The organism is Undibacterium sp. Ji49W (genome assembly GCF_049340205.1).
In the GTDB taxonomy this organism is placed as follows: domain Bacteria; phylum Pseudomonadota; class Gammaproteobacteria; order Burkholderiales; family Burkholderiaceae_D; genus Undibacterium.
The window spans coordinates 124089-141850 of record NZ_JBMPOW010000016.1 but is presented as its reverse complement, the minus strand read 5'-3'; the positions used below and the strand labels follow the sequence as shown (position 1 = coordinate 141850).

19 protein-coding genes, 1 tRNA gene and 1 riboswitch are annotated in these 17762 nt (G+C 49.7%); of the genes, 7 read left to right on the top strand and 13 right to left on the bottom strand.

All coding sequences use genetic code 11. The features are described 5' to 3' along the window. Positions 1–7: 7 nt before the first annotated feature. Genes ACO0LK_RS19615 through ACO0LK_RS19600 form a run of 4 tightly spaced genes read right to left on the bottom strand, consistent with a single transcriptional unit; the run spans position 8 to position 3786 of the window. Positions 8–721 (bottom strand): phosphoadenylyl-sulfate reductase, encoded by a 714-nt coding sequence (locus ACO0LK_RS19615; RefSeq protein ID WP_422977990.1) that lies wholly within the window; start codon positions 719–721, stop codon positions 8–10. Continuing rightward, positions 718–1239 carry a DUF934 domain-containing protein gene (locus ACO0LK_RS19610; protein ID WP_422977988.1) on the bottom strand — a complete coding sequence of 174 codons (522 nt, stop codon included), beginning with the start codon at positions 1237–1239 and terminating at the stop codon, positions 718–720. The genes ACO0LK_RS19615 and ACO0LK_RS19610 overlap by 4 nt, the downstream gene beginning before the upstream one ends. 17 nt (positions 1240–1256) lie before the next feature. Next, entirely contained in the window at positions 1257–2963 is a 1707-nt protein-coding gene (locus ACO0LK_RS19605) for a nitrite/sulfite reductase (protein ID WP_422977986.1), read from the bottom strand. A gap of 49 nt (positions 2964–3012) precedes the next feature. After that, a complete protein-coding gene (locus ACO0LK_RS19600; protein WP_186949294.1) occupies positions 3013–3786 on the bottom strand; it encodes a sulfite exporter TauE/SafE family protein in 774 nt (257 codons plus the stop codon). Between the two features lie 552 nt (positions 3787–4338). After that, positions 4339–4520, top strand: a riboswitch (FMN riboswitch). 168 nt (positions 4521–4688) lie between these two features. Here ACO0LK_RS19600 and ribB point away from each other — a divergent pair. The 3 genes from ribB to ACO0LK_RS19585 all read left to right on the top strand — a co-directional run bounded on the left by ribB (position 4689) and on the right by ACO0LK_RS19585 (position 6802). Next, a complete protein-coding gene (ribB, locus tag ACO0LK_RS19595) occupies positions 4689–5318 on the top strand; it encodes a 3,4-dihydroxy-2-butanone-4-phosphate synthase (RefSeq protein WP_422978047.1) in 630 nt (209 codons plus the stop codon). A 44-nt stretch (positions 5319–5362) separates the two neighbouring features. After that, the gene (locus ACO0LK_RS19590; protein ID WP_422977983.1) at positions 5363–5575 is read left to right on the top strand and encodes a hypothetical protein; all 213 of its coding nucleotides are present in this window, start codon (positions 5363–5365) and stop codon (positions 5573–5575) included. Between the two features lie 303 nt (positions 5576–5878). Next, complete coding sequence (locus tag ACO0LK_RS19585; protein ID WP_422977981.1) at positions 5879–6802, top strand: methyltransferase domain-containing protein; 924 nt, start codon at positions 5879–5881, stop codon at positions 6800–6802. 109 nt (positions 6803–6911) lie between these two features. Here the strand turns inward: ACO0LK_RS19585 and ACO0LK_RS19580 are convergent, their stop codons facing one another. Together ACO0LK_RS19580 and yiaA are read right to left on the bottom strand one after the other, a co-directional pair. After that, complete coding sequence (locus tag ACO0LK_RS19580; protein WP_422977979.1) at positions 6912–7379, bottom strand: hypothetical protein; 468 nt, start codon at positions 7377–7379, stop codon at positions 6912–6914. A 55-nt stretch (positions 7380–7434) separates the two neighbouring features. Beyond that, complete coding sequence (gene yiaA / locus ACO0LK_RS19575) at positions 7435–7875, bottom strand: inner membrane protein YiaA (protein ID WP_186949299.1); 441 nt, start codon at positions 7873–7875, stop codon at positions 7435–7437. A gap of 263 nt (positions 7876–8138) precedes the next feature. Between yiaA and ACO0LK_RS19570 the strand changes: the two genes are divergently transcribed. Beyond that, the gene (locus ACO0LK_RS19570) at positions 8139–9083 is read left to right on the top strand and encodes a peptidylprolyl isomerase (RefSeq protein WP_422977977.1); all 945 of its coding nucleotides are present in this window, start codon (positions 8139–8141) and stop codon (positions 9081–9083) included. A gap of 97 nt (positions 9084–9180) precedes the next feature. On the opposite strand, the gene ACO0LK_RS19565 is transcribed toward ACO0LK_RS19570, so the two are convergent. The 5 genes from ACO0LK_RS19565 to aat form a co-directional block, all read right to left on the bottom strand. Next, complete coding sequence (locus ACO0LK_RS19565; protein WP_422977975.1) at positions 9181–9522, bottom strand: hypothetical protein; 342 nt, start codon at positions 9520–9522, stop codon at positions 9181–9183. Positions 9523–9678: 156 nt separating this feature from the next. Beyond that, positions 9679–10722 (bottom strand): aldo/keto reductase, encoded by a 1044-nt coding sequence (locus ACO0LK_RS19560; RefSeq protein ID WP_422977973.1) that lies wholly within the window; start codon positions 10720–10722, stop codon positions 9679–9681. Positions 10723–10741: 19 nt separating this feature from the next. Then, positions 10742–11788 carry a quinone-dependent dihydroorotate dehydrogenase gene (locus ACO0LK_RS19555; protein ID WP_422977971.1) on the bottom strand — a complete coding sequence of 349 codons (1047 nt, stop codon included), beginning with the start codon at positions 11786–11788 and terminating at the stop codon, positions 10742–10744. A 313-nt stretch (positions 11789–12101) separates the two neighbouring features. After that, positions 12102–12833: an arginyltransferase gene (locus tag ACO0LK_RS19550; protein WP_422977969.1), complete on the bottom strand. Its 732-nt coding sequence runs from the start codon at positions 12831–12833 to the stop codon at positions 12102–12104. Continuing rightward, the gene (aat, locus tag ACO0LK_RS19545) at positions 12830–13546 is read right to left on the bottom strand and encodes a leucyl/phenylalanyl-tRNA--protein transferase (protein WP_422977967.1); all 717 of its coding nucleotides are present in this window, start codon (positions 13544–13546) and stop codon (positions 12830–12832) included. The genes ACO0LK_RS19550 and aat overlap by 4 nt, the downstream gene beginning before the upstream one ends. A 188-nt stretch (positions 13547–13734) precedes the next feature. On the opposite strand from aat, the gene ACO0LK_RS19540 reads away from it, so the two are divergent. Next, positions 13735–14937, top strand: coding sequence for an ammonium transporter (locus ACO0LK_RS19540; protein WP_422977965.1), 1203 nt, complete (start codon positions 13735–13737; stop codon positions 14935–14937). Positions 14938–15008: 71 nt separating this feature from the next. On the opposite strand, the gene ACO0LK_RS19535 is transcribed toward ACO0LK_RS19540, so the two are convergent. Further along, positions 15009–15578, bottom strand: coding sequence for an NUDIX hydrolase (locus ACO0LK_RS19535; protein WP_422977963.1), 570 nt, complete (start codon positions 15576–15578; stop codon positions 15009–15011). A gap of 127 nt (positions 15579–15705) precedes the next feature. Between ACO0LK_RS19535 and ACO0LK_RS19530 the strand changes: the two genes are divergently transcribed. Both ACO0LK_RS19530 and ACO0LK_RS19525 read left to right on the top strand, forming a co-directional pair. After that, positions 15706–15782: transfer RNA gene (locus ACO0LK_RS19530), tRNA-Met, on the top strand. A gap of 243 nt (positions 15783–16025) precedes the next feature. Continuing rightward, positions 16026–16793, top strand: a complete 768-nt coding sequence (locus ACO0LK_RS19525; RefSeq protein ID WP_422977961.1) for a GIY-YIG nuclease family protein — start codon at positions 16026–16028, stop codon at positions 16791–16793. A gap of 164 nt (positions 16794–16957) precedes the next feature. Here ACO0LK_RS19525 and ACO0LK_RS19520 read toward each other — a convergent pair whose 3' ends face one another. Beyond that, the gene (locus tag ACO0LK_RS19520) at positions 16958–17389 is read right to left on the bottom strand and encodes a hypothetical protein (RefSeq protein ID WP_422977959.1); all 432 of its coding nucleotides are present in this window, start codon (positions 17387–17389) and stop codon (positions 16958–16960) included. Positions 17390–17762 lie beyond the last annotated feature (373 nt).

The following is a 17762-nucleotide window of genomic DNA, read 5'->3' as shown; positions in this document are numbered from 1 at the left end:
TTCTTCTTCAGACAGCTTGTTTAATTCGGATCAGCTTGCCATCAACGACATGCAGGCCACATTCCTTGGAATCGGGGTTTTCCCACCACCAGCGACCAGCCCTGACATCTTCACCTGGCTGTATCGCGCGGGTGCATGGTTCGCAGCCTATCGATGGATATCCTTTGTCATGCAAAGGATTGTAAGGCACATTGTTGCTCCTGAGATAGTGCCAGACATCATCTTCTGACCAATCTGCCAAAGGATTAAACTTTTGCAGGCCATGGCTTGCATCATCTTCTTGCACGGCCAGTTCGGTACGGGTCGCTGACTGCGCACGGCGCTGGCCGGTGACCCAGGCCTTGTTGCCTGCCAGGGCACGTTTCAGCGGTTCTACCTTGCGTATGCGGCAGCATTCCTTGCGCATTTCCACACTGTCGTAAAAGGCGTTCAGTCCATGCTGGCTGACATAATTTTCCACATCGGCGGCATCCGGCTTGAACAGCTTGATTTCTGTGCCATAGCTTTCTTTGACTTTATCCAGCATGCCCAGCGTTTCTGCATGCAGGCGTCCGGTTTCCAGCGAAAAAATGCTAATGTCCAGCTTATTGCGTAAAATCAGGTCAGTCAACACCATATCTTCGGCTGCCAAGCTGGAAGCAAACACGGCTGGAGCGTAGTCAGCAGCAATCTTGTCCAGTATCGCCTGGGTGGCGGCAAGACGTTCCTGAAAATCACTCATACCGATGCTCCACTGCGTTCAGCACGGCGGAACAAGGGATTTTTTTCATCCCACGAAGTCTGGTATTTCTCAGAAAAATCGGTCAGGCCCTTGATGGCGTCATGGATATTCTTGTCTTCACGAGTGGCAAAAGCATTGAAGCCCACACGCTGCATGTAAAACAACTGGTCACGCAAGACATCGCCGATGGCGCGCAATTCGCCAGTGAAATTGAAGCGTGAGCGCAGGTTATAGGCGATGGAATAACCACGACCATCTGCAAATTTTGGGAAGTCCACAGCCAGCAGGCTAAAGCGGCTGATGTCTTCTTTCAATTCTTTTGCCTGCTCATCGCTGCTGAACCACACGGCAATATCAGTACGGTTCAGCAGGCTTTCGCGTTGCAGCAACCATACTTTCAGCGGGATGATGACTTTGCCTGCGGGTACGCTGACGGCATCCGGAGTTTCATTCTCTGTCAGGCGCAGTACTGTCCAGTCGTCGCTGACGATGGTTTTATCTTTAATAATTTCTCGCATGATGCACTTTCTTAATTTCAGTAGCTGACAGCCGTACCGGCGTCTTCACCATGATGTTCATTGGTACGTATCGGTGTTGCATACACAAATTCCTTGAATGGCGCGATACCCAGGCGCTGGGCCGTATCGATGAAGCGCTCATTCTCGAGGCGATCACGCACATATACCTGAATGATGCGGTCTATCACTTCCGGCATTTGTCCGGCAGCGAAAGACGGGCCAATAATCTTGCCTATGGCCGAGCTATTGCCTTGCGCACCACCGATGGACACCTGATAAAACTCGCTACCGTCTTTGTCCACACCCAGAATGCCGATATTGCCGACATGGTGGTGGCCGCAGGCATTGATACAGCCAGACATATTCAATTCGATGTCGCCGATATCATGCAGATAATCAAGGTCGTTGAAGCGATCCGTGATATCCAGCGCGATAGGAATGGATTTGGCATTCGCCAGCGCACAGAAATCACCGCCAGGGCAGCAGATCATGTCGGTCAGCAAGCCAATATTTGGTGTCGCCAGGCCATGTGCCTTGGCTTCTTGCCAGACGGTGAACAAGTCAGCAACTTTGACATCTGCCAGCACCAGGTTTTGCTCATGCGTGACGCGCAATTCACCAAAACTGTATTGATCAGCCAGATCGGCAATGAAATCCATTTGTTCCGAACTGGCATCGCCCGGCGGTACGCCTGGCTTCTTCAGTGACAGGACCACAGCCGCATAGCCAGCTACCTTATGTGGTTTGACATTGCGTTTGACCCAGTTGGCGAAGGATTTATTGTCTTGCAAATGCTGCTCATAAGTGGCATCTTGCGCAGGCAGGGTTTCATAGTCTGGCGTCGTGAAATAGCTGGCCACGCGTTTCAATTCAGCTTCTGTCAAAGTAGCCGGGCCATCCTTGATGTCTTGCCATTCTTCTTCTACCTGGCGAGCAAATTCTTCAGCACCGATCGCTTTCACCAGTATCTTGATACGTGCCTTGTAGATATTGTCGCGACGACCGTACTGATTATAGATACGCAATATCGCTTCCAGGTAGGTCATGACATGCTTCCACGGCAGGAAATCACGTATCACGCTGCCCAGAATAGGGGTACGACCCATGCCGCCACCAACCATTACCTTGAAGCCGACTTCGCCAGCTTCGTTGTGCACCACGGTCAGGCCAATATCATGCACGGCAATTGCGGCGCGGTCTTCTTTGGCACCATTGATGGCGATCTTGAATTTACGCGGCAGATATGCAAATTCCGGATGGAAGGTAGTCCATTGACGCAGGATTTCTGCATAGGCGCGCGGATCAATCACTTCATCCGCAGCCACACCGGCAAATTCATCAGACGTAATATTGCGCATGCAGTTACCAGAAGTCTGGATGGCATGCATTTCTACCGATGCCAGTTCTTCCAGTATGTCTGGTGTATCTTCCAGGTTGATCCAGTTGTACTGGATATTCTGACGTGTCGTAAAGTGACCATAGCCACGATCATATTTGCGGGCAATGTGGGCAAACTTGCGTACCTGATTCGACGACAGCATGCCATAAGGCACAGCCACCCGTAACATATAGGCGTGGCGCTGCATGTACAGACCGTTTTGCAGACGCAAAATACGGAATTCATCTTCGCTCAATTCATTCGAAAGCCGGCGGCTAACCTGGTCGCGGAATTGTGCAATACGTTCCTTGATGATTTGGTGATCGTGCTGGTCGTAACGATACATCTTTAATTACCCATAAAATGCGTGTGTAAGTACGCGATTGCAAACAGATTCAAAGGACAAGCTTGGCAGCAACCAGAGTCAGAGTGGTTGCCAGCAGGCCACGTAAAAATTTTTCAGGTACGGCACGGGCTGCCAGGGAGCCCAGTGTGATGCCCGGCAGAGAGCCGATCAGCAGGCTGCCCAGCAAGACCCAGTCTATCGAGCCCAGCCACCAGTGTCCAAAGGCGGCAATGGCGGTCAATGGTACGGCATAGGCAATATCAGTGCCGGCGATGTGCGCAGCGGACATGCGCGGATACAGCATGACCAGCAAGGTTGCGCCTATGGCGCCGGCACCGATGGAAGAAATGGTGACCAGTGTTCCTAGCACTGCACCTGAGACAATAGTCGCAATGGCCAGATTTTTGCCTTGTAATTGCTTTTCAGGATGATTATTCAGCCAGTTCAGCATCTTGCCTTTGAACAGCAGGGCAACCACGGTCAGCAGCACGGAAACAGCGATGGAATAGCGTATGAGCTGACCAATTTCCTTGTCCAATGCACCAAAATGCTTGAGGAACAAGGTGGCTACGACCGCCGCAGGCAGGGCACCGTAGCACAACAGACGTACCACATTCCAGTCTACCGTACCACGCAGACGATGGGTAAAGGTGCCGGTGGCCTTGGTGATCGAAGCAAAGGCGAGATCTGTGCCTACGGCGACTGTCGGCGAGACGCCAAACAGCAGGGTCAGCAGGGGCGTCATGAGCGAGCCGCCACCCACGCCGGTCAAGCCGACCAGGGTGCCAACAGCAAATCCCGAAAATATATAGGTTAAAGTCATATCGCCTCGCGCAAAGTAGGTGAATCGTAATGAATTCAGGCTTTATTCCAAACTACTTAGTATTCATTTGCTTATATACGTATTTGATATATATAAAATCGTTGGCCTGATATTGTCTTTAGTTTAATTCATGAGCCAGGAATAAATGATTTAAAAACCAGTTTAAGCAGGAACGCCTGGTCTTTTGATGTGTTTTTTTGCCTGAATGGTATTGAAGTCTGCAATTGGCCCCGACTTACCGCTCGCAGGTATGGGAAGGCAGAAACACCTTCAGGAATTAGCATAGTTGTTGCCATGTGGAAATGCGAGCTAAATAGGACAACATAAGACAACATTTTTAACAATTGTATTTATCGGTGCGCTTAATTTGATATATGGCACAGATGAATGTGCCTGCTACGGGTGGATGACTGCTTGTTCAAAGCGCTTAAGTTATTCAAGCACTACAAGCAATGTCATTGATTTAATGCGCCAAGATGCGGCGTTTGCCCTGCCTTCAGTAAGCCCGGGAATTTTTACGTATAATCTGCATGCCGAATAATTCGGCAGGTTGTACGTCTTCAGGGCGGGGTGCAATTCCCCACCGGCGGTAAAATCACAGGTATAACTGTGAATAAGCCCGCGAGCGCTTGCATCAAAGACAGGTTCAGGAAATAAAGAATCTGTTTGCAAGGTCAGCAGATCTGGTGTGATTCCAGGGCCGACGGTCATAGTCCGGATGAGAGAAGATGCGCCTTATGCAAAGCACCTATGGTTATCACCATGGGCGCTCGCGTCTGGCTATTCGTTTTTTGCTCCCTGAAACGTCTTTTGCACATTTACTTTTGCCGGAGCGTTTCATTATGTTGAATACCATCAATACCACCACTACCCATCCTTCTTCCAGTTCTGCTGAACCGGAAATGCTTTCCCTTAGTCCATTTGAACAACGTCTGCCCAGGGCGCTGGAAGACCTGCGCAACGGTCGCCCAGTGTTACTCATGGATGATTTTGACCGTGAAAACGAGGCGGACCTTATCGTCGCTGCCGAAAAGATCACGCTTGAATCCATGGCCAGGCTGATACGTGATTGCAGCGGCATTGTCTGTTTATGCCTGACTGACGACAAGTTGCAGCAACTCGATCTGCCCCCCATGGTCAGCAATAATGAAAGTCGCTATGGCACCGCTTTTACCGTGTCGATAGAAGCCAGACAGGGTGTGACCACGGGCGTTTCTGCTGCTGACCGCGTCACCACCATACTGACTGCCATCGCGCCGGATGCCAGGCCTGAACATCTGGCCCGGCCTGGCCATGTTTTCCCTTTGCGGGCGGCACCCGGTGGCGTTCTCAGTCGGCGTGGTCATACCGAAGGCTCGGTAGATCTGGCGCAGATGGCTGGCTTGTCTCCGGCTGCCGTCTTGTGCGAATTGATGAATCCCGATGGCAGCATGGCCAAGGGTGAACAGATCATCGAATATGCTGTCACCCATGACATGGTGGTGCTGACAATCGATGAACTGGCACGCTATCGGGAACAAACCGGGGTGTAAAATCAGGGAAACATAAATCGTAGTTCATGTCAGGAGTGACGGTCATGCATAGACGCAGGAAAATGTGGTTGCTGGCCACTTTGTTGACCGTCACGTTGGTGCCTGCCGCGATGCGTGCCGAACCGGCAGCCTGGTATAAATGGCGCAGCAAACTAACTGCGCATGTAGTCTGTTCCCAAAACTCGCCTGGCGAGGGCTGGGAACAGTTAAGCACCGCTTACCGTGATGCACGCTGCGAAAAGCCAAAGAAAGATTGAGGGCTCAGCTTTGCAGTTCATCTGGTAAATTCTTCTGTAGTTCCTCTTGCACATCACTACTTCTTTGCATAAAGTTAATTCATCGGTAAATGGCATGCCTATATCTTTACCATAAGCAAGAATTGACGCCGATTCTTCGTTCAACTCCGCGATTCGCTTCTTCATAAGCCAAGGATAATCAGTCACTCGGGCCGCACGCAAAATGCTATTCAGAATTGCATGTTGCTGGCGAAGAAATTGACTGTCCTACAGCACTTTTCAGACGGCAGCCACATCATGAAACCAGGAAACGAAGGAGTCACCATGTTGAACGAACGTGAGGCAGAGAGCTGCTACCTCGGTCAGTTTATTCCCCTGCAATACCATCACAACATGCTGATGGATTTGAACCGTATGGACAGCTTCAAGGCGGCCATACGACGCCAGGTTTTTGAAGGTGCCAAAGTGCTGGAACTGGGCGGCGGCACTGGCGTACTGTCCTGGTTTGCTGCGCAGACTGCATCCAAGGTCTATTGCGTCGAATTTAACCCGGACATGGTAGATGAAGCACGTCGTTTGCTGGCCATGAACCGCGATGGCGAAAAGGTTGAAGTCATCCATGCTGATGCCTTTGAATACCTGCCGCCAGAACCTGTTGATGTTGTCATCTGCGAGATGATACACGTGGCTATGCTGCGTGAAAAACAGGTGGAAGTCATCGAGAATTTTAAAAAGCGTTATGCGGCCAAATTTGGTGGCCCACTGCCAGTGTTTATTCCAGAAGCGATAGTCATGGCGGTGCAGCCCTTGCAGCAGACCTATGACTTTTCAGGCTATCAGGCACCGATCATTCAATTTCAGCAGGCAGGTGTATTTTCAGCCGATACCGTGGAACTGGCACAGCCGGCCTTGTACAGCATTATCGATTTTAATCAGGACAATGAGCTGCAAATTCGCTGGGAAGGCAATTTCACCATAGAACGCGCCGGCACCGTCAGCGCCTTGCGTTTTGTCACCAAGAACATCCTGGCAGTGTTGATGGAAACCTCATCCACCATAGACTGGCTGAATAATTACATGGCCTTGCCGGTAGCGCAGCCGGTGGCGGTCAAAGAGGGTGATATTCTGCAAGTCAGCTTCCAGTATCGCGCAGGTGGTTCTATTGCATCTTTGCAGAATTCCATGCGTGTAGAAGTTAAATCGACTGCATCGGCACGCGCCCGGCATTTGTCATTGGCGTATGGTTGAGCAGATCGACATGCCCTGATTTCACAGATGTAAAAGAGCCTGCATGTGTTCATTTTTACTTGAACAAAGGCAGGCTCTTTTTTTGAGGATGATCCTGGTGTATGCGTATTTATTCCGGAGAAATATCTTCATTGTCTCCAGGATCTGCCAAAGCCTGTTGTATCAGTTCTTCGTCACTAAGCTCAGGTATTTCATCAAGTTCTTCTGGCGTCGGCTGATCCGCTAACTGCAGTGCGTGTTCACCAAGAAATGCCAGGGGAGCTTGCTCAGCTTCTGGCGCATCTTCCGCATCATGCAGACCTGCGTCGTCATTCGTCTGGTGTTCTACACGGTCATCCAGATCATATTCATTGCTGACGCCTTCACATGCCAGGGCTTGCTGCAATAAATCATCGTCGGATATAGGGGGAAGTTCAGCAAGTTCCTGATCTGCTAATTCCTCGCTATGCGAATTCTGAAAGACAGGCAGAATGGGATTCGTTAGCGCGTCTGATGCTGCGCTTGTTTTGCCGGACTTATCTAAATTTTTTAGATAAGCAGCAAAATCGCCATTGTCTGGAGCATCATTATTCATCATCTTTAGCGTCGTTTGGTAGTCCGGATCAGTGCATCAACAGGTGAGCGCATCAGTTTCATGATTCATGTCCATCATGCATGGGCATGGTATCTGCGCCAGACCTGATCAGGCCCATGTCACGCACGTTTTTCTGTACTGCGACGGCAGCAAACAGGCTCAGCAAAAATGCCATGGCAAAGAAGCCTTTTTCGCTCCAGTTCAGCGTTGCATTCCATAATCCCACGCTCAGCAATAAAATCGACAGGCCCAGAGACAGCCAGCACAAACCAAAATAAATGCCTGTGACCGGTATCCCTTCCAGCTTGTCGCGCACTGATTTTTGCAGCGACACGGCAGAAAACAAGCCATACATCAGTAGCGTGAAATAATAGCCTTTTTCGTTCAATTGCATGGCTGCATTCCAGACGCCAGCCAGATACGTGATGCCACCGATAAACAAGGCTGCCCATGATGCGCCGACAAAGGCACCGGTTGGTTGTTGAGGCTGAGGTTTCAAGTAGGGCTCCTTCATGGTGAATGAAATTCGTCAACAAGCTTGTACCGGATTCGCCAGATTTTTGCAATATGACAAGTCAGGCTAGTGCAAAATAAGATGCGTAACGATGAAAAAAACAGCAGCAATATATCTTTTTGCACGGTGATTTTAGGTTGTCCGATATATTTTTGGTATATGGACAAAACTATTTCCTTCGCGTATGGTCTCAAATCCTTAAGCTTGCGCTTATCCCTTATTTTCCGCATCTTACCTGGAGTCAAACAATGTCTTTACGTTTTGCTGTTCCACATGCCCGAAAATTACTGATTGCCCATCTGCTTGCCAGCCTCACGGCGGCGGGTCTTGCCCAGGCTGCACCTGTCGCTGCCAAGGCTGCACCGCTTAAATCAAAACAGACGATGGCGGATTTAATCAAGACTTCCAGTGCGACTGACTGGCGCCCTTTGAATCCGGACAATACCTTGTATATGGAACTGGAAAAAGGCCGTGTCGTGATTGAACTGGCGCCGGATTTTGCGCCCAATCATGCACAAAACATCAAGGCACTGGTGCGGGAGGGGTATTTTGATGGCCTGGCCATCGTGCGCTCACAAGAAAATTATGTCGCGCAATGGGCAGATCCAGATGAAAAGCGGGAAATAAAAACGGCCAAACGCAAATTGGATGGTGAATTTACGGTCAAATATGCATCCAGCCTGCCTTTTACACGTTTGCCTGATGTCGATGGTTTTGCTCCGCAAGTCGGACATGCTAATGGTTTTCCGGCCGGGCGTGATCCTAAAGCAGGTACTGCGTGGCTGACCCATTGTTATGCCAGCGTTGGTGTCGCACGTGGTACGGAATCGAATAGTGGTGATGGTACTTCCCTGTATGTTGTCACCGGCCATGCGCCAAGGCAACTGGACAGAAACATCACTGTGGTCGGTCGTGTCATGCAGGGCATGGAATTATTGACGACGCTACCGCGTGGCAAAGGTAATCTGGGTTTTTATGAAAAAGCGGAAGAGCGTACGCCTATCAAATCCATCAAGATTGCGGCTGATGTACCCGAAGCAGAACGCAGCAAGCTGGAAATCATACGTACGGATACTGCGACCTTCAAATCCATCGTTGAAGCACAAAGAAATCGTGGCGGCGACTGGTATAAAGTACCGGCAGGCTATATCGATCTGTGTAATGTACCAGTACCGGTACGCGCACAGAAATAAGTTGTTTGCGGTGAGTTTGGCAGGTTAAAGAAGTAAACGAGAATGCAGGCACAGAAAAATTTCTGGCCTGCATTTTTACTTTGCTACTATGACTTGATCAGGCAGTCTGGTCAGGCGTGCCTGCCTGTTTTGCTTTGGTAGACAGGGTAGTGACGTCAATGCCGTTTCTCATTGCTTCCAGTCCTGGTGGTTCGGCATTAAACCAAAGCCAGCCGAGATCGGTGGCGCCATTGTTGAGGCTCCATTGCTTGAATTCGCCAGTGATATACACACTGACAATGCCCAGCGCAAGAACAGCAAGCATGACGATGGCAGAAAAATACGCCATTTTGAACAGCGATGCGCCAGGAAAGGCGCTATATGCAAATGTCATCAACAATCCCATAATGGCCAGGATGCAGACGGCAAGTTTGATGATGGTGCTACGCAATTGGGACATCTCGGTTCTCCGGTAAAAGGATCAATAGGCGTTTGTTGCAATTGCAATTTCATTCTACGCCATATTTACCGGATGTGTCGAATTTGCCGAATCTGCCGGACAATTGGCAACAACGCTCCTACTGCCCGGCAGAAAGCTGCTTTACCCTGGCATTATTTATTGGCCGGGATTTTGGAGTTCTTCATGGATCTGGTTGATTCCCGTTATCAGTTCATCATTGAGACTGATTTCGAGAGCATCAATGTTTTCTTTCAACTGGGCCAGATTGGTCGCGCCGATGATGGTGCTGGCGACGAACCAGCGTGAATAGCACCAGGCCAATGCCAACTGGCTGGGTGTCAGGCCGTTGGCACGTGCCAGTTCTGCATAGCGCTTGCTGGCAGCAAACACGCTTGCACGCAGGTAGCGCGGGCTCCAGCTGGGTGGGAACAGGGTCAGGCGACCAGGAGCCTGGGCATTATCCGTATATTTGGCACTGAGTTGACCAAAGGCCAGCGGGCTATAGGCCAGCAAGCCTACTTTTTCACGGTAACAGGTTTCATCCAGGCCCTGTTCAAAAGAACGGTTCACCAGGTTGTAGGCATTCTGTATGCTGGCGATGCGTGGTGCGCCTTGCAGGTCGGCCTGTTTGACAAATTCGCTGACACCCCAGGCACTCTCGTTTGATACGCCAAAAGCACGAATCTTGCCTTCCTTCACCAGCGCATGCAAGACAGCCACGGTATCGGCAATGGCTGTGCAGGGGCGTTCCAGTTCAGGGTTGAACTGTTTTTGACCAAAGATGGGAACATTGCGGCTGGGCCAGTGCAATTGATACAGATCGATATAGTCAGTCTGCAAGCGTTGCAGGCTGGTTTCTACTGCTGCGCGCAGGTTTTTTTCGTTCAGGTCTGTCTCACCATTACGCATCCAGTTCATGCCGCGCGACGGGCCGGCTGCCTTGGTCGCCAGTATGATATCGCTGCGTTTGCCGGATTTTTTCAGCCAACTGCCTATGTATTGTTCTGTCCTGCCCTGGGTTTCGGTGCGTGGCATGACGGGATACATTTCAGCCGTATCGATAAAATTGATACCGCGCTCCAGCGCATAGTCCAGCTGTTCATGTGCCTGTGCTTCGGTATTCTGTTCGCCAAAGGTCATGGTGCCCAGGCAGATTGTGCTTACATTTAACTGGCTGTCGCCTAAAAGTACTTTTTTCATAGTTGCTTTTTATCTCAATTTATTTGTTTAGCCGTATAGCGTCGGCGCATTCCTTAACCAATGCCGGCCCTTGATAAATCAGGCCAGAATACAATTGAACCAGTGCCGCACCCGCCTGCATTTTCGTCACCGCATCAGCGCCAGAGAAAATTCCGCCCACACCAATGATGGGCAATTCATTTCCCAGTTCTGCCTTCAAGGCACGTATGACACGATTGGATGCGTCAAACACCGGTTTGCCTGACAGGCCACCAGTTTCTTCTGCATGCGGCAAGCCTTGCACCGCGTCACGGGTAATCGTGGTGTTGGTGGCGATGACCCCATCGAGCTTGTGGCGCAGCAGGGCTTCGGCAATGGTCTTGATCTGTTCTGCATCAATATCCGGTGCAATTTTAAGCGCAACCGGCACATAGCGCTTGTGCTCGTCCGCCAGACGCAATTGGGCTTCCTTTAATTGTGACAGCAAGGCATCCAGCTCGCTGGCACCCTGCAACTGCCGCAGGTTCTTGGTGTTGGGTGAAGAGATGTTCACCGTCACATAACTGGCATAGGGATAAACCCTGGACAGACAATGCAGATAATCATCGGCTGCGCGTTCTATCGGCGTGTCAGCATTTTTGCCTATGTTTAAACCCAATACGCCTTGCTTGTCTTGATAAAAGCGTGATGCCTGTACGTTGCTGACAAAGGCATCCACACCACCGTTATTGAAACCCATGCGGTTGATGATGGCTTCAGCCTGCGGCAGGCGAAACATGCGCGGCTTGGGATTGCCCGCCTGCGCCCGTGGCGTCACTGTGCCGATTTCAATGGAACCAAAACCCAGCGCTGCCAAGCCGTCAATGTAAGCGCCATCCTTATCCAGACCAGCAGCCAGGCCGACCGGGTTGGGGAAACGTACGCCCATGACCGTGCGTGCATCATCGGCGGGTTTGCTGCCCAGCATGCCACTCAGGCCCAGTTTGCTGGCGCGTTGCAGTGCGGGTAAGGTGAGGTGATGTGCATTTTCCGGGTCCATGGCAAACAGGGCAGGGCGGACCAGAGAATAAAGAAGTTTCGCGGACATGAAATTATGAAGGAAGAAAAGGTGAAAAAATAATGGTGATGCTAATTATGGTATGTTGAAAAATGCATGAGATGGCCTTTATCAATCATATATTGTGCGTGTACATAGCATATTTAGGACTTACGCAAAATTGTCCCAGCAAGGCTATCGCTTTTAGGAAACCTCCCTTGCAGGGGAGGTTCGTTTCGTCGGCAGGCAACATGTTGCCTGAAACCCCGACTACACCGTCAGCGACGAAGACAGTACTTTAGTACAAGGTCTTAGTAAATGCGGGAGCTGCAACGCAACTGGGGCGGTTTTGCGTAAGTCCTGACTACACCTCGCGCAATGTCTGCCAGCGTCCCTGCATTAAGGCATCCAGTGGCCGGAAATTGGTTTTGTAAGCCATCTTGGGGCTGGCCGCAATCCAGTAACCCAGATACACATACGGCAGCTTTAATAGCCGGGTTTGCTCTATCTGCCACAGTACATTGTAGGTACCGTAAGATGCCGACATATCGTCCGGGTCATAAAAGGTGTAGACCGAAGACAGGCCATCAGTCAGCACGTCGATAATGCTGACCATGCGCAAGACCTGCTGCTCATCCCTGAACTCGACCAGACGGGTATTCACCCGGCTTTGCAGCAGGAACTGCGCATACTGGTCACGGCTGTCATGATCCATGCCACCACCGGCATGGCGTTCGCCCTGATAGCGCTGGTATAGTTCGTAATGTTCTTGCGCGTAGCTGAGGCTGGTGACACGCGCAGTCAGCCCGGCATGTTTTTTCCAGGCGCGACGCTGGCTGCGGTTGGTTTCAAATTCCTGCACACGTATGCGTACCGGCGTGCACGCCTGACAGTTATCGCAATGCGGCCTGTAGATGAAAATGCCACTGCGCCGGAAACCACTTTTCACCAGTTCTGAATACGCATCCGCATTGATCAGATGGGCAGGCGTTGCTACCTGCGAGCGCGCCTGCAAGCCTTCCAGATAACTGCAAGGGTAGGGCGCTGTCGCATAAAACTGTATGCTGGCGAAAGGTAGCTCGTTTAGTTGGGTCACAGACTGATCTTGTTGGTGATGGTCCAATTGCTAATGGCTGGCAGGGCGGTGGCATGTTCCAGTCTGCGCAAAAACTCGCTGCGTGCAATCGGTTTTGCGCCCAGAGATGCCAGATGCCCTGTCTCTTGCTGGCAGTCTATCATTTTCACGTCATGTTCACGCAAGAAAAATACCAGATGGGTCAGCGCTATTTTGGATGCGTCGGTAACCCTGGCAAACATGGATTCACCATAGAACATGCGTCCTATGCAAACACCATACGCCCCGCCCACCAGTTCACCATCCAGCCACACCTCTGCCGAATGGGCATACCCCTGTTTGTGCAAATCACAATAACCCGCCACGATGTCTTCAGAAATCCAGGTGCCTTCCCTGTCTTTGCGTGGCGCGGCACAGGCACGCATGACCTGTTCAAAGGCGGTATCAAAGCGTAGCTGCCAGCGGTCATCCTTGCTGACCTGGCGCAGGCGTTTTTTCAGGCTGGCGGATACCTTGAAATCTTGCACTTGTAACACCATACGCGGGTCGGTAGACCACCAGAGTATTGGCTGCCCTTCAGAAAACCACGGGAAAATACCATTTCGGTAGGCATACAGCAGGCGGCTGGCCGATAAATCGGCGCCCGCTGCCAGCAAACCTGCGGCACCGTCTTTCTCTGTCAGCGCCGTGCTGGGGTGAGGGAAGGGGCTATCCGTTTCCAGCCAGGGGATCACGCTGCCATCCCATGGGGATGCACCAAAAAAACGCCATCTTTCGGTGCGCAGAAGTGCAAGAGAAAACCGCTCAAAATTAAATTCTTCATTAAATCAATCACTTATCAATTTGCACCAAATTGGAATGTATTTTGCTTTATCAGTGCGCCACATCCATAAATCTGCACTTTTATTGGGAGACTTTTTGCATGACTGCACAAAATAGTAGCGCCGATGCATTGTTTATCTTGCTGGGCGCCATCATGATTCTAGCAATGCATGCCGGCTTTGCGTTTTTAGAATTAGGCACGGTACGCAAGAAAAACCAGGTCAATGCCCTGGTCAAGATACTTGTTGATTTTGCCGTATCCACCATTGCCTACTTCTTTGTCGGCTATACCGTCGCTTATGGCGTACAGTTTTATTCTGGGGCCGAGGTGCTGGTTGCCAAAAACGGCTTTGAACTGGTCAAATTCTTTTTCCTGCTGACCTTTGCCGCTGCCATACCTGCCATTATCTCAGGTGGTATTGCCGAACGGGCAAAATTCCATCCGCAACTGATTGCTACCGCCTTGCTGGTAGGTATTTTGTATCCCTTCTTTGAAGGCATCGCCTGGAACCAGCGTTTTGGCATACAGGCCTGGCTGAAAGCTGCATTTTCTCAAGAATTTCATGACTTTGCCGGTTCTGTCGTCGTGCATGCCTTTGGTGGCTGGGTTGCCTTGCCCGCCGTCCTGTTATTGGGCGCACGCCGAGGCCGGTATATGAAAAATGGTGCGATTGCCGCCCATCCGCCTTCCAGCATTCCTTTCCTGGCCTTGGGTGCGTGGATACTGACGGTAGGCTGGTTCGGCTTCAACGTCATGAGTGCACAAACGCTGGACAAAATGAATGGACTGGTTGCCATTAATTCCCTCATGGCCATGGTCGGCGGTACGCTGGTAGCGTTCTTGATGGGCAAGAATGACCCCGGCTTCGTCTATAACGGCCCGCTGGCTGGCCTGGTGGCGGTCTGCGCCGGTTCTGACCTTATGCATCCGCTGGGTGCACTGGTCACCGGTGGCATCGCTGGTGCCATCTTTGTCTGGATGTTTACCTGGACCCAGAATAAATGGAAGGTGGACGACGTTTTGGGTGTCTGGCCCCTGCATGGTCTGTGCGGTGCCTGGGGTGGTATCGCCGCCGGTATTTTTGGCATGAAGTCTTTGGGCGGTCTGGGTGGCGTCAGCTTCATGTCGCAACTGCTGGGCACATTGATGGGTATGGCGATTGCTTTTGCTGGCGGCTATGTCATCTATGCCAGCTTGAAGAAACTCATAGGCATACGCCTGGACCCGGAAGAAGAGTTCGAAGGTGCTGATTTGTCCATCCACAAAATCTCATCCACTGCTGAACGCGAAACCAGTTGGTAAGAAATGACGAAAAAAATGGGCGATCAATTCGCCCATTTCTTATTTCTGCCTGCCAATCTCAGGTTTGCTTATCAGCCATGCCGCATGGGCTTGAAAATATCATGCGCATGCAATTCATATTGGCCGCCCTGTTGTACCTGCGCCAGATTGGCAAAGAAAAACTTCAACGTATGTGTCGTGGTAGGGAAGGCGATGTCCTCCCATGGGATCTGTTCTTCAGAGAATAGCGCTACTTCCAGACTCTCTACGCCGGCCGCATAATTCAGGTCAAGCAGCGTGGCGCGATAAAACAGATGGACCTGATGTACATGTGGCACGTTCAGAATCGAAAACAGTTCATGTAACTTGATATTGGCGCCGGCCTCTTCTTCAGTTTCACGCTGCGCCGCCTGTGAAGTAGTCTCATTGTTTTCCATAAAGCCGGCAGGCAGCGTCCAGTAGCCCAGACGCGGCTCAATTGCACGCTTGCACAGCAAGACCTTGGTCACGCCATCTTCTTCCCATACGGGAATAGACCCAACCACCATCTTCGGGTTTTGATAATGGATAGTGCCGCAAGCCGGGCAGACAAAACGTTCACGGGTGTCATCTGCAGGAATTTGCAAGACGACTGGGGACGCACATTCAGAACAGAATTTCATGAGAAAAAGAGTGAAAATTGGCGAATCCTCAGAGTGTAACACCTGTCCGCCCAACTGCTGCAATAGTCCGAATCCCATAAAAGGATTGCGCAGAGCAGCAAAACAATGTATAGTTTCATTCTTCAGACGCGGGGTGGAGCAGTCTGGCAGCTCGTCGGGCTCATAACCCGAAGGTCGTAGGTTCAAATCCTGCCCCCGCAACCAAGTTTTAAGCCCTTGATCAGAAATGATCAAGGGCTTTTTGCTTTGCTGGTTAAAGAGCATTTTATGGCATCATTGTGCTATATGTAATTACTGTTGCAATGTAAATCTTTGCCCATACGTCTTCTCGATTAATTTGAGTCTACTTTTACAATTATTTATCGAGATTAAGATAAAAGAACTATTGATAAAATGAACGCGGCCTTGTCGTTGTGATTATGATCGAGATACTTGAGGGCGTTGCATATGAATAGATTGCTTGAAATTGGTTTTCAAATGTCCGGCCATTGGGAGTTGGATGGCGACAAAATTAACTGTGAACTACTACGTCATTCCAGACAAAAAAACATACTTTACGCCTTTGTTTGTGATGGATTGGTGAAGTATGTTGGCAAGACAGTGCAGCCTCTATTTGCAAGAATGAATGGTTATAAGACTCCGGGCAAGACCCAGTCTACCAACATCAGAAACAATCGGCGCATTAAAGATCTTCTAATTAATGGTGTTGCCGTTGAGATATTTGTGCTTCCCGATAACGGACTTCTTCATTACGGTCAATTTCACTTAAATCTTGCCGCAGCTTTGGAGGATGATTTGATTAAGGTTATTGATCCGGAATGGAATGGCGGCGCAACTGAAAGTGAGATTGATACTCCCCAGCCAAGTAAAGATGGCGAAAGTGAAATCATCAACTCAGCATTACAGGATATTTCTCAAAACATCATTGGAAGCTTTGATTTTGTTCTTCAGCCGACTTACTATAAAACGGGATTTTTTAATGTGCGTATTGCTGTTCAACAGCAATTTGGTGGTGATGGCGAAGTGATTGAAATTTTCCTTGGCGATAGCTTGTTACCTGTACTCGGTAGTATTAACCGCAAAGCAAATTTAAATAATACTCCACGAATTATGGGGGGCGCAGCTGTAAGGGACTGGTTTATTTCCAATACTGATGAGATGTCTATTATTCGTCTAGACGTGTTCTCTCCAACATCAATTCGTTTGCGATCTTAAATTGTGTTGCGCAGTGAGCGCTATAGTCGATGTGCGATTGCTGCAATGTAATCGCACTCATATCCATCAACCAAATCTCAAAGAGATCATATTCGTTGGTCATGTCATTCTTGGTCGTTATATCTTACTTTTTTTGAAGGGAGCGGGGTCATGTAGGGAGCTAGTTAATTGCTCCGCGACTGAAAAATTAATAAATCATCCTCTGGGATCATAAGAACGTAGATATCATTGCCGTTTTTGAGTCTTAGGTCAAAAGCGCGAGGCAGTTTGTAAATTTTAAATATAAAGTCATAAAATTGCTTCATATCTAAGTGAATCCAATCGGGAAAGTCACCATTTGGAAGCGGGAAAGAAACAGAAACCTCTTCAAACTTAGAGAATTGTATAAATTTTTCCGCGAGTTCAAAGGAGTGCTTTACCAAGACGTAATCGTAAGCTTTTGATATAAATATTAGATTCTTTGGCGATGCCGTGGGCGATAGTTTTCGAATATCATTATTCACTACCCAAGTGAAACTATCCTTTTCAACGTCAAAAAAGTCCGCAAGAAAAGTGTCATTTTCTGCCCGCTGAATTCTGGCTTTTAATTCTGCCAATTTTTTTCAAGTAAAGTAGATTCTTTCATTTTTTCCGTTTAGGGGCTGTGATGTCAGGTCTCTTAAGCAAATATTCTAAGTCATTGATTTAAAAGAGTGAATTCTAGTGTTTGCTTCGGCGCGATTTTCGGCAGCGAGCCGATTACGACGCTGATATTCATACATTTTTATCCTTGCGCACGATTTCCTTTCGTTAAACGTCGATACGCTGGCTACTAAATTGGAGCGGCATGAGTGATTTTTACACATAGCATTTAATAGTGAGCAGGAGACTGGTTGCGTGCCAGTCTCATCGTTGCATGGGGGGGGGTGCGTGGTCAGGTCTGACATTCGTAGATTTCCAACCCGGCGGGCGATTACGCGCCGCTAATCG

Coding starts and splice junctions, on each gene's coding strand:
- ACO0LK_RS19615 (WP_422977990.1), bottom strand. CDS start 721: ATGAGTGATTTTCAGGAACGTCTTGCCGCCACCCAGGCGATACTGGAC.
- ACO0LK_RS19610 (WP_422977988.1), bottom strand. CDS start 1,239: ATGCGAGAAATTATTAAAGATAAAACCATCGTCAGCGACGACTGGACA.
- ACO0LK_RS19605 (WP_422977986.1), bottom strand. CDS start 2,963: ATGTATCGTTACGACCAGCACGATCACCAAATCATCAAGGAACGTATT.
- ACO0LK_RS19600 (WP_186949294.1), bottom strand. CDS start 3,786: ATGACTTTAACCTATATATTTTCGGGATTTGCTGTTGGCACCCTGGTC.
- ribB (WP_422978047.1), top strand. CDS start 4,689: ATGCTTTCCCTTAGTCCATTTGAACAACGTCTGCCCAGGGCGCTGGAA.
- ACO0LK_RS19590 (WP_422977983.1), top strand. CDS start 5,363: ATGCATAGACGCAGGAAAATGTGGTTGCTGGCCACTTTGTTGACCGTC.
- ACO0LK_RS19585 (WP_422977981.1), top strand. CDS start 5,879: ATGTTGAACGAACGTGAGGCAGAGAGCTGCTACCTCGGTCAGTTTATT.
- ACO0LK_RS19580 (WP_422977979.1), bottom strand. CDS start 7,379: ATGATGAATAATGATGCTCCAGACAATGGCGATTTTGCTGCTTATCTA.
- ACO0LK_RS19570 (WP_422977977.1), top strand. CDS start 8,139: ATGTCTTTACGTTTTGCTGTTCCACATGCCCGAAAATTACTGATTGCC.
- ACO0LK_RS19565 (WP_422977975.1), bottom strand. CDS start 9,522: ATGTCCCAATTGCGTAGCACCATCATCAAACTTGCCGTCTGCATCCTG.
- ACO0LK_RS19560 (WP_422977973.1), bottom strand. CDS start 10,722: ATGAAAAAAGTACTTTTAGGCGACAGCCAGTTAAATGTAAGCACAATC.
- ACO0LK_RS19555 (WP_422977971.1), bottom strand. CDS start 11,788: ATGTCCGCGAAACTTCTTTATTCTCTGGTCCGCCCTGCCCTGTTTGCC.
- ACO0LK_RS19540 (WP_422977965.1), top strand. CDS start 13,735: ATGACTGCACAAAATAGTAGCGCCGATGCATTGTTTATCTTGCTGGGC.
- ACO0LK_RS19535 (WP_422977963.1), bottom strand. CDS start 15,578: ATGAAATTCTGTTCTGAATGTGCGTCCCCAGTCGTCTTGCAAATTCCT.
- ACO0LK_RS19525 (WP_422977961.1), top strand. CDS start 16,026: ATGAATAGATTGCTTGAAATTGGTTTTCAAATGTCCGGCCATTGGGAG.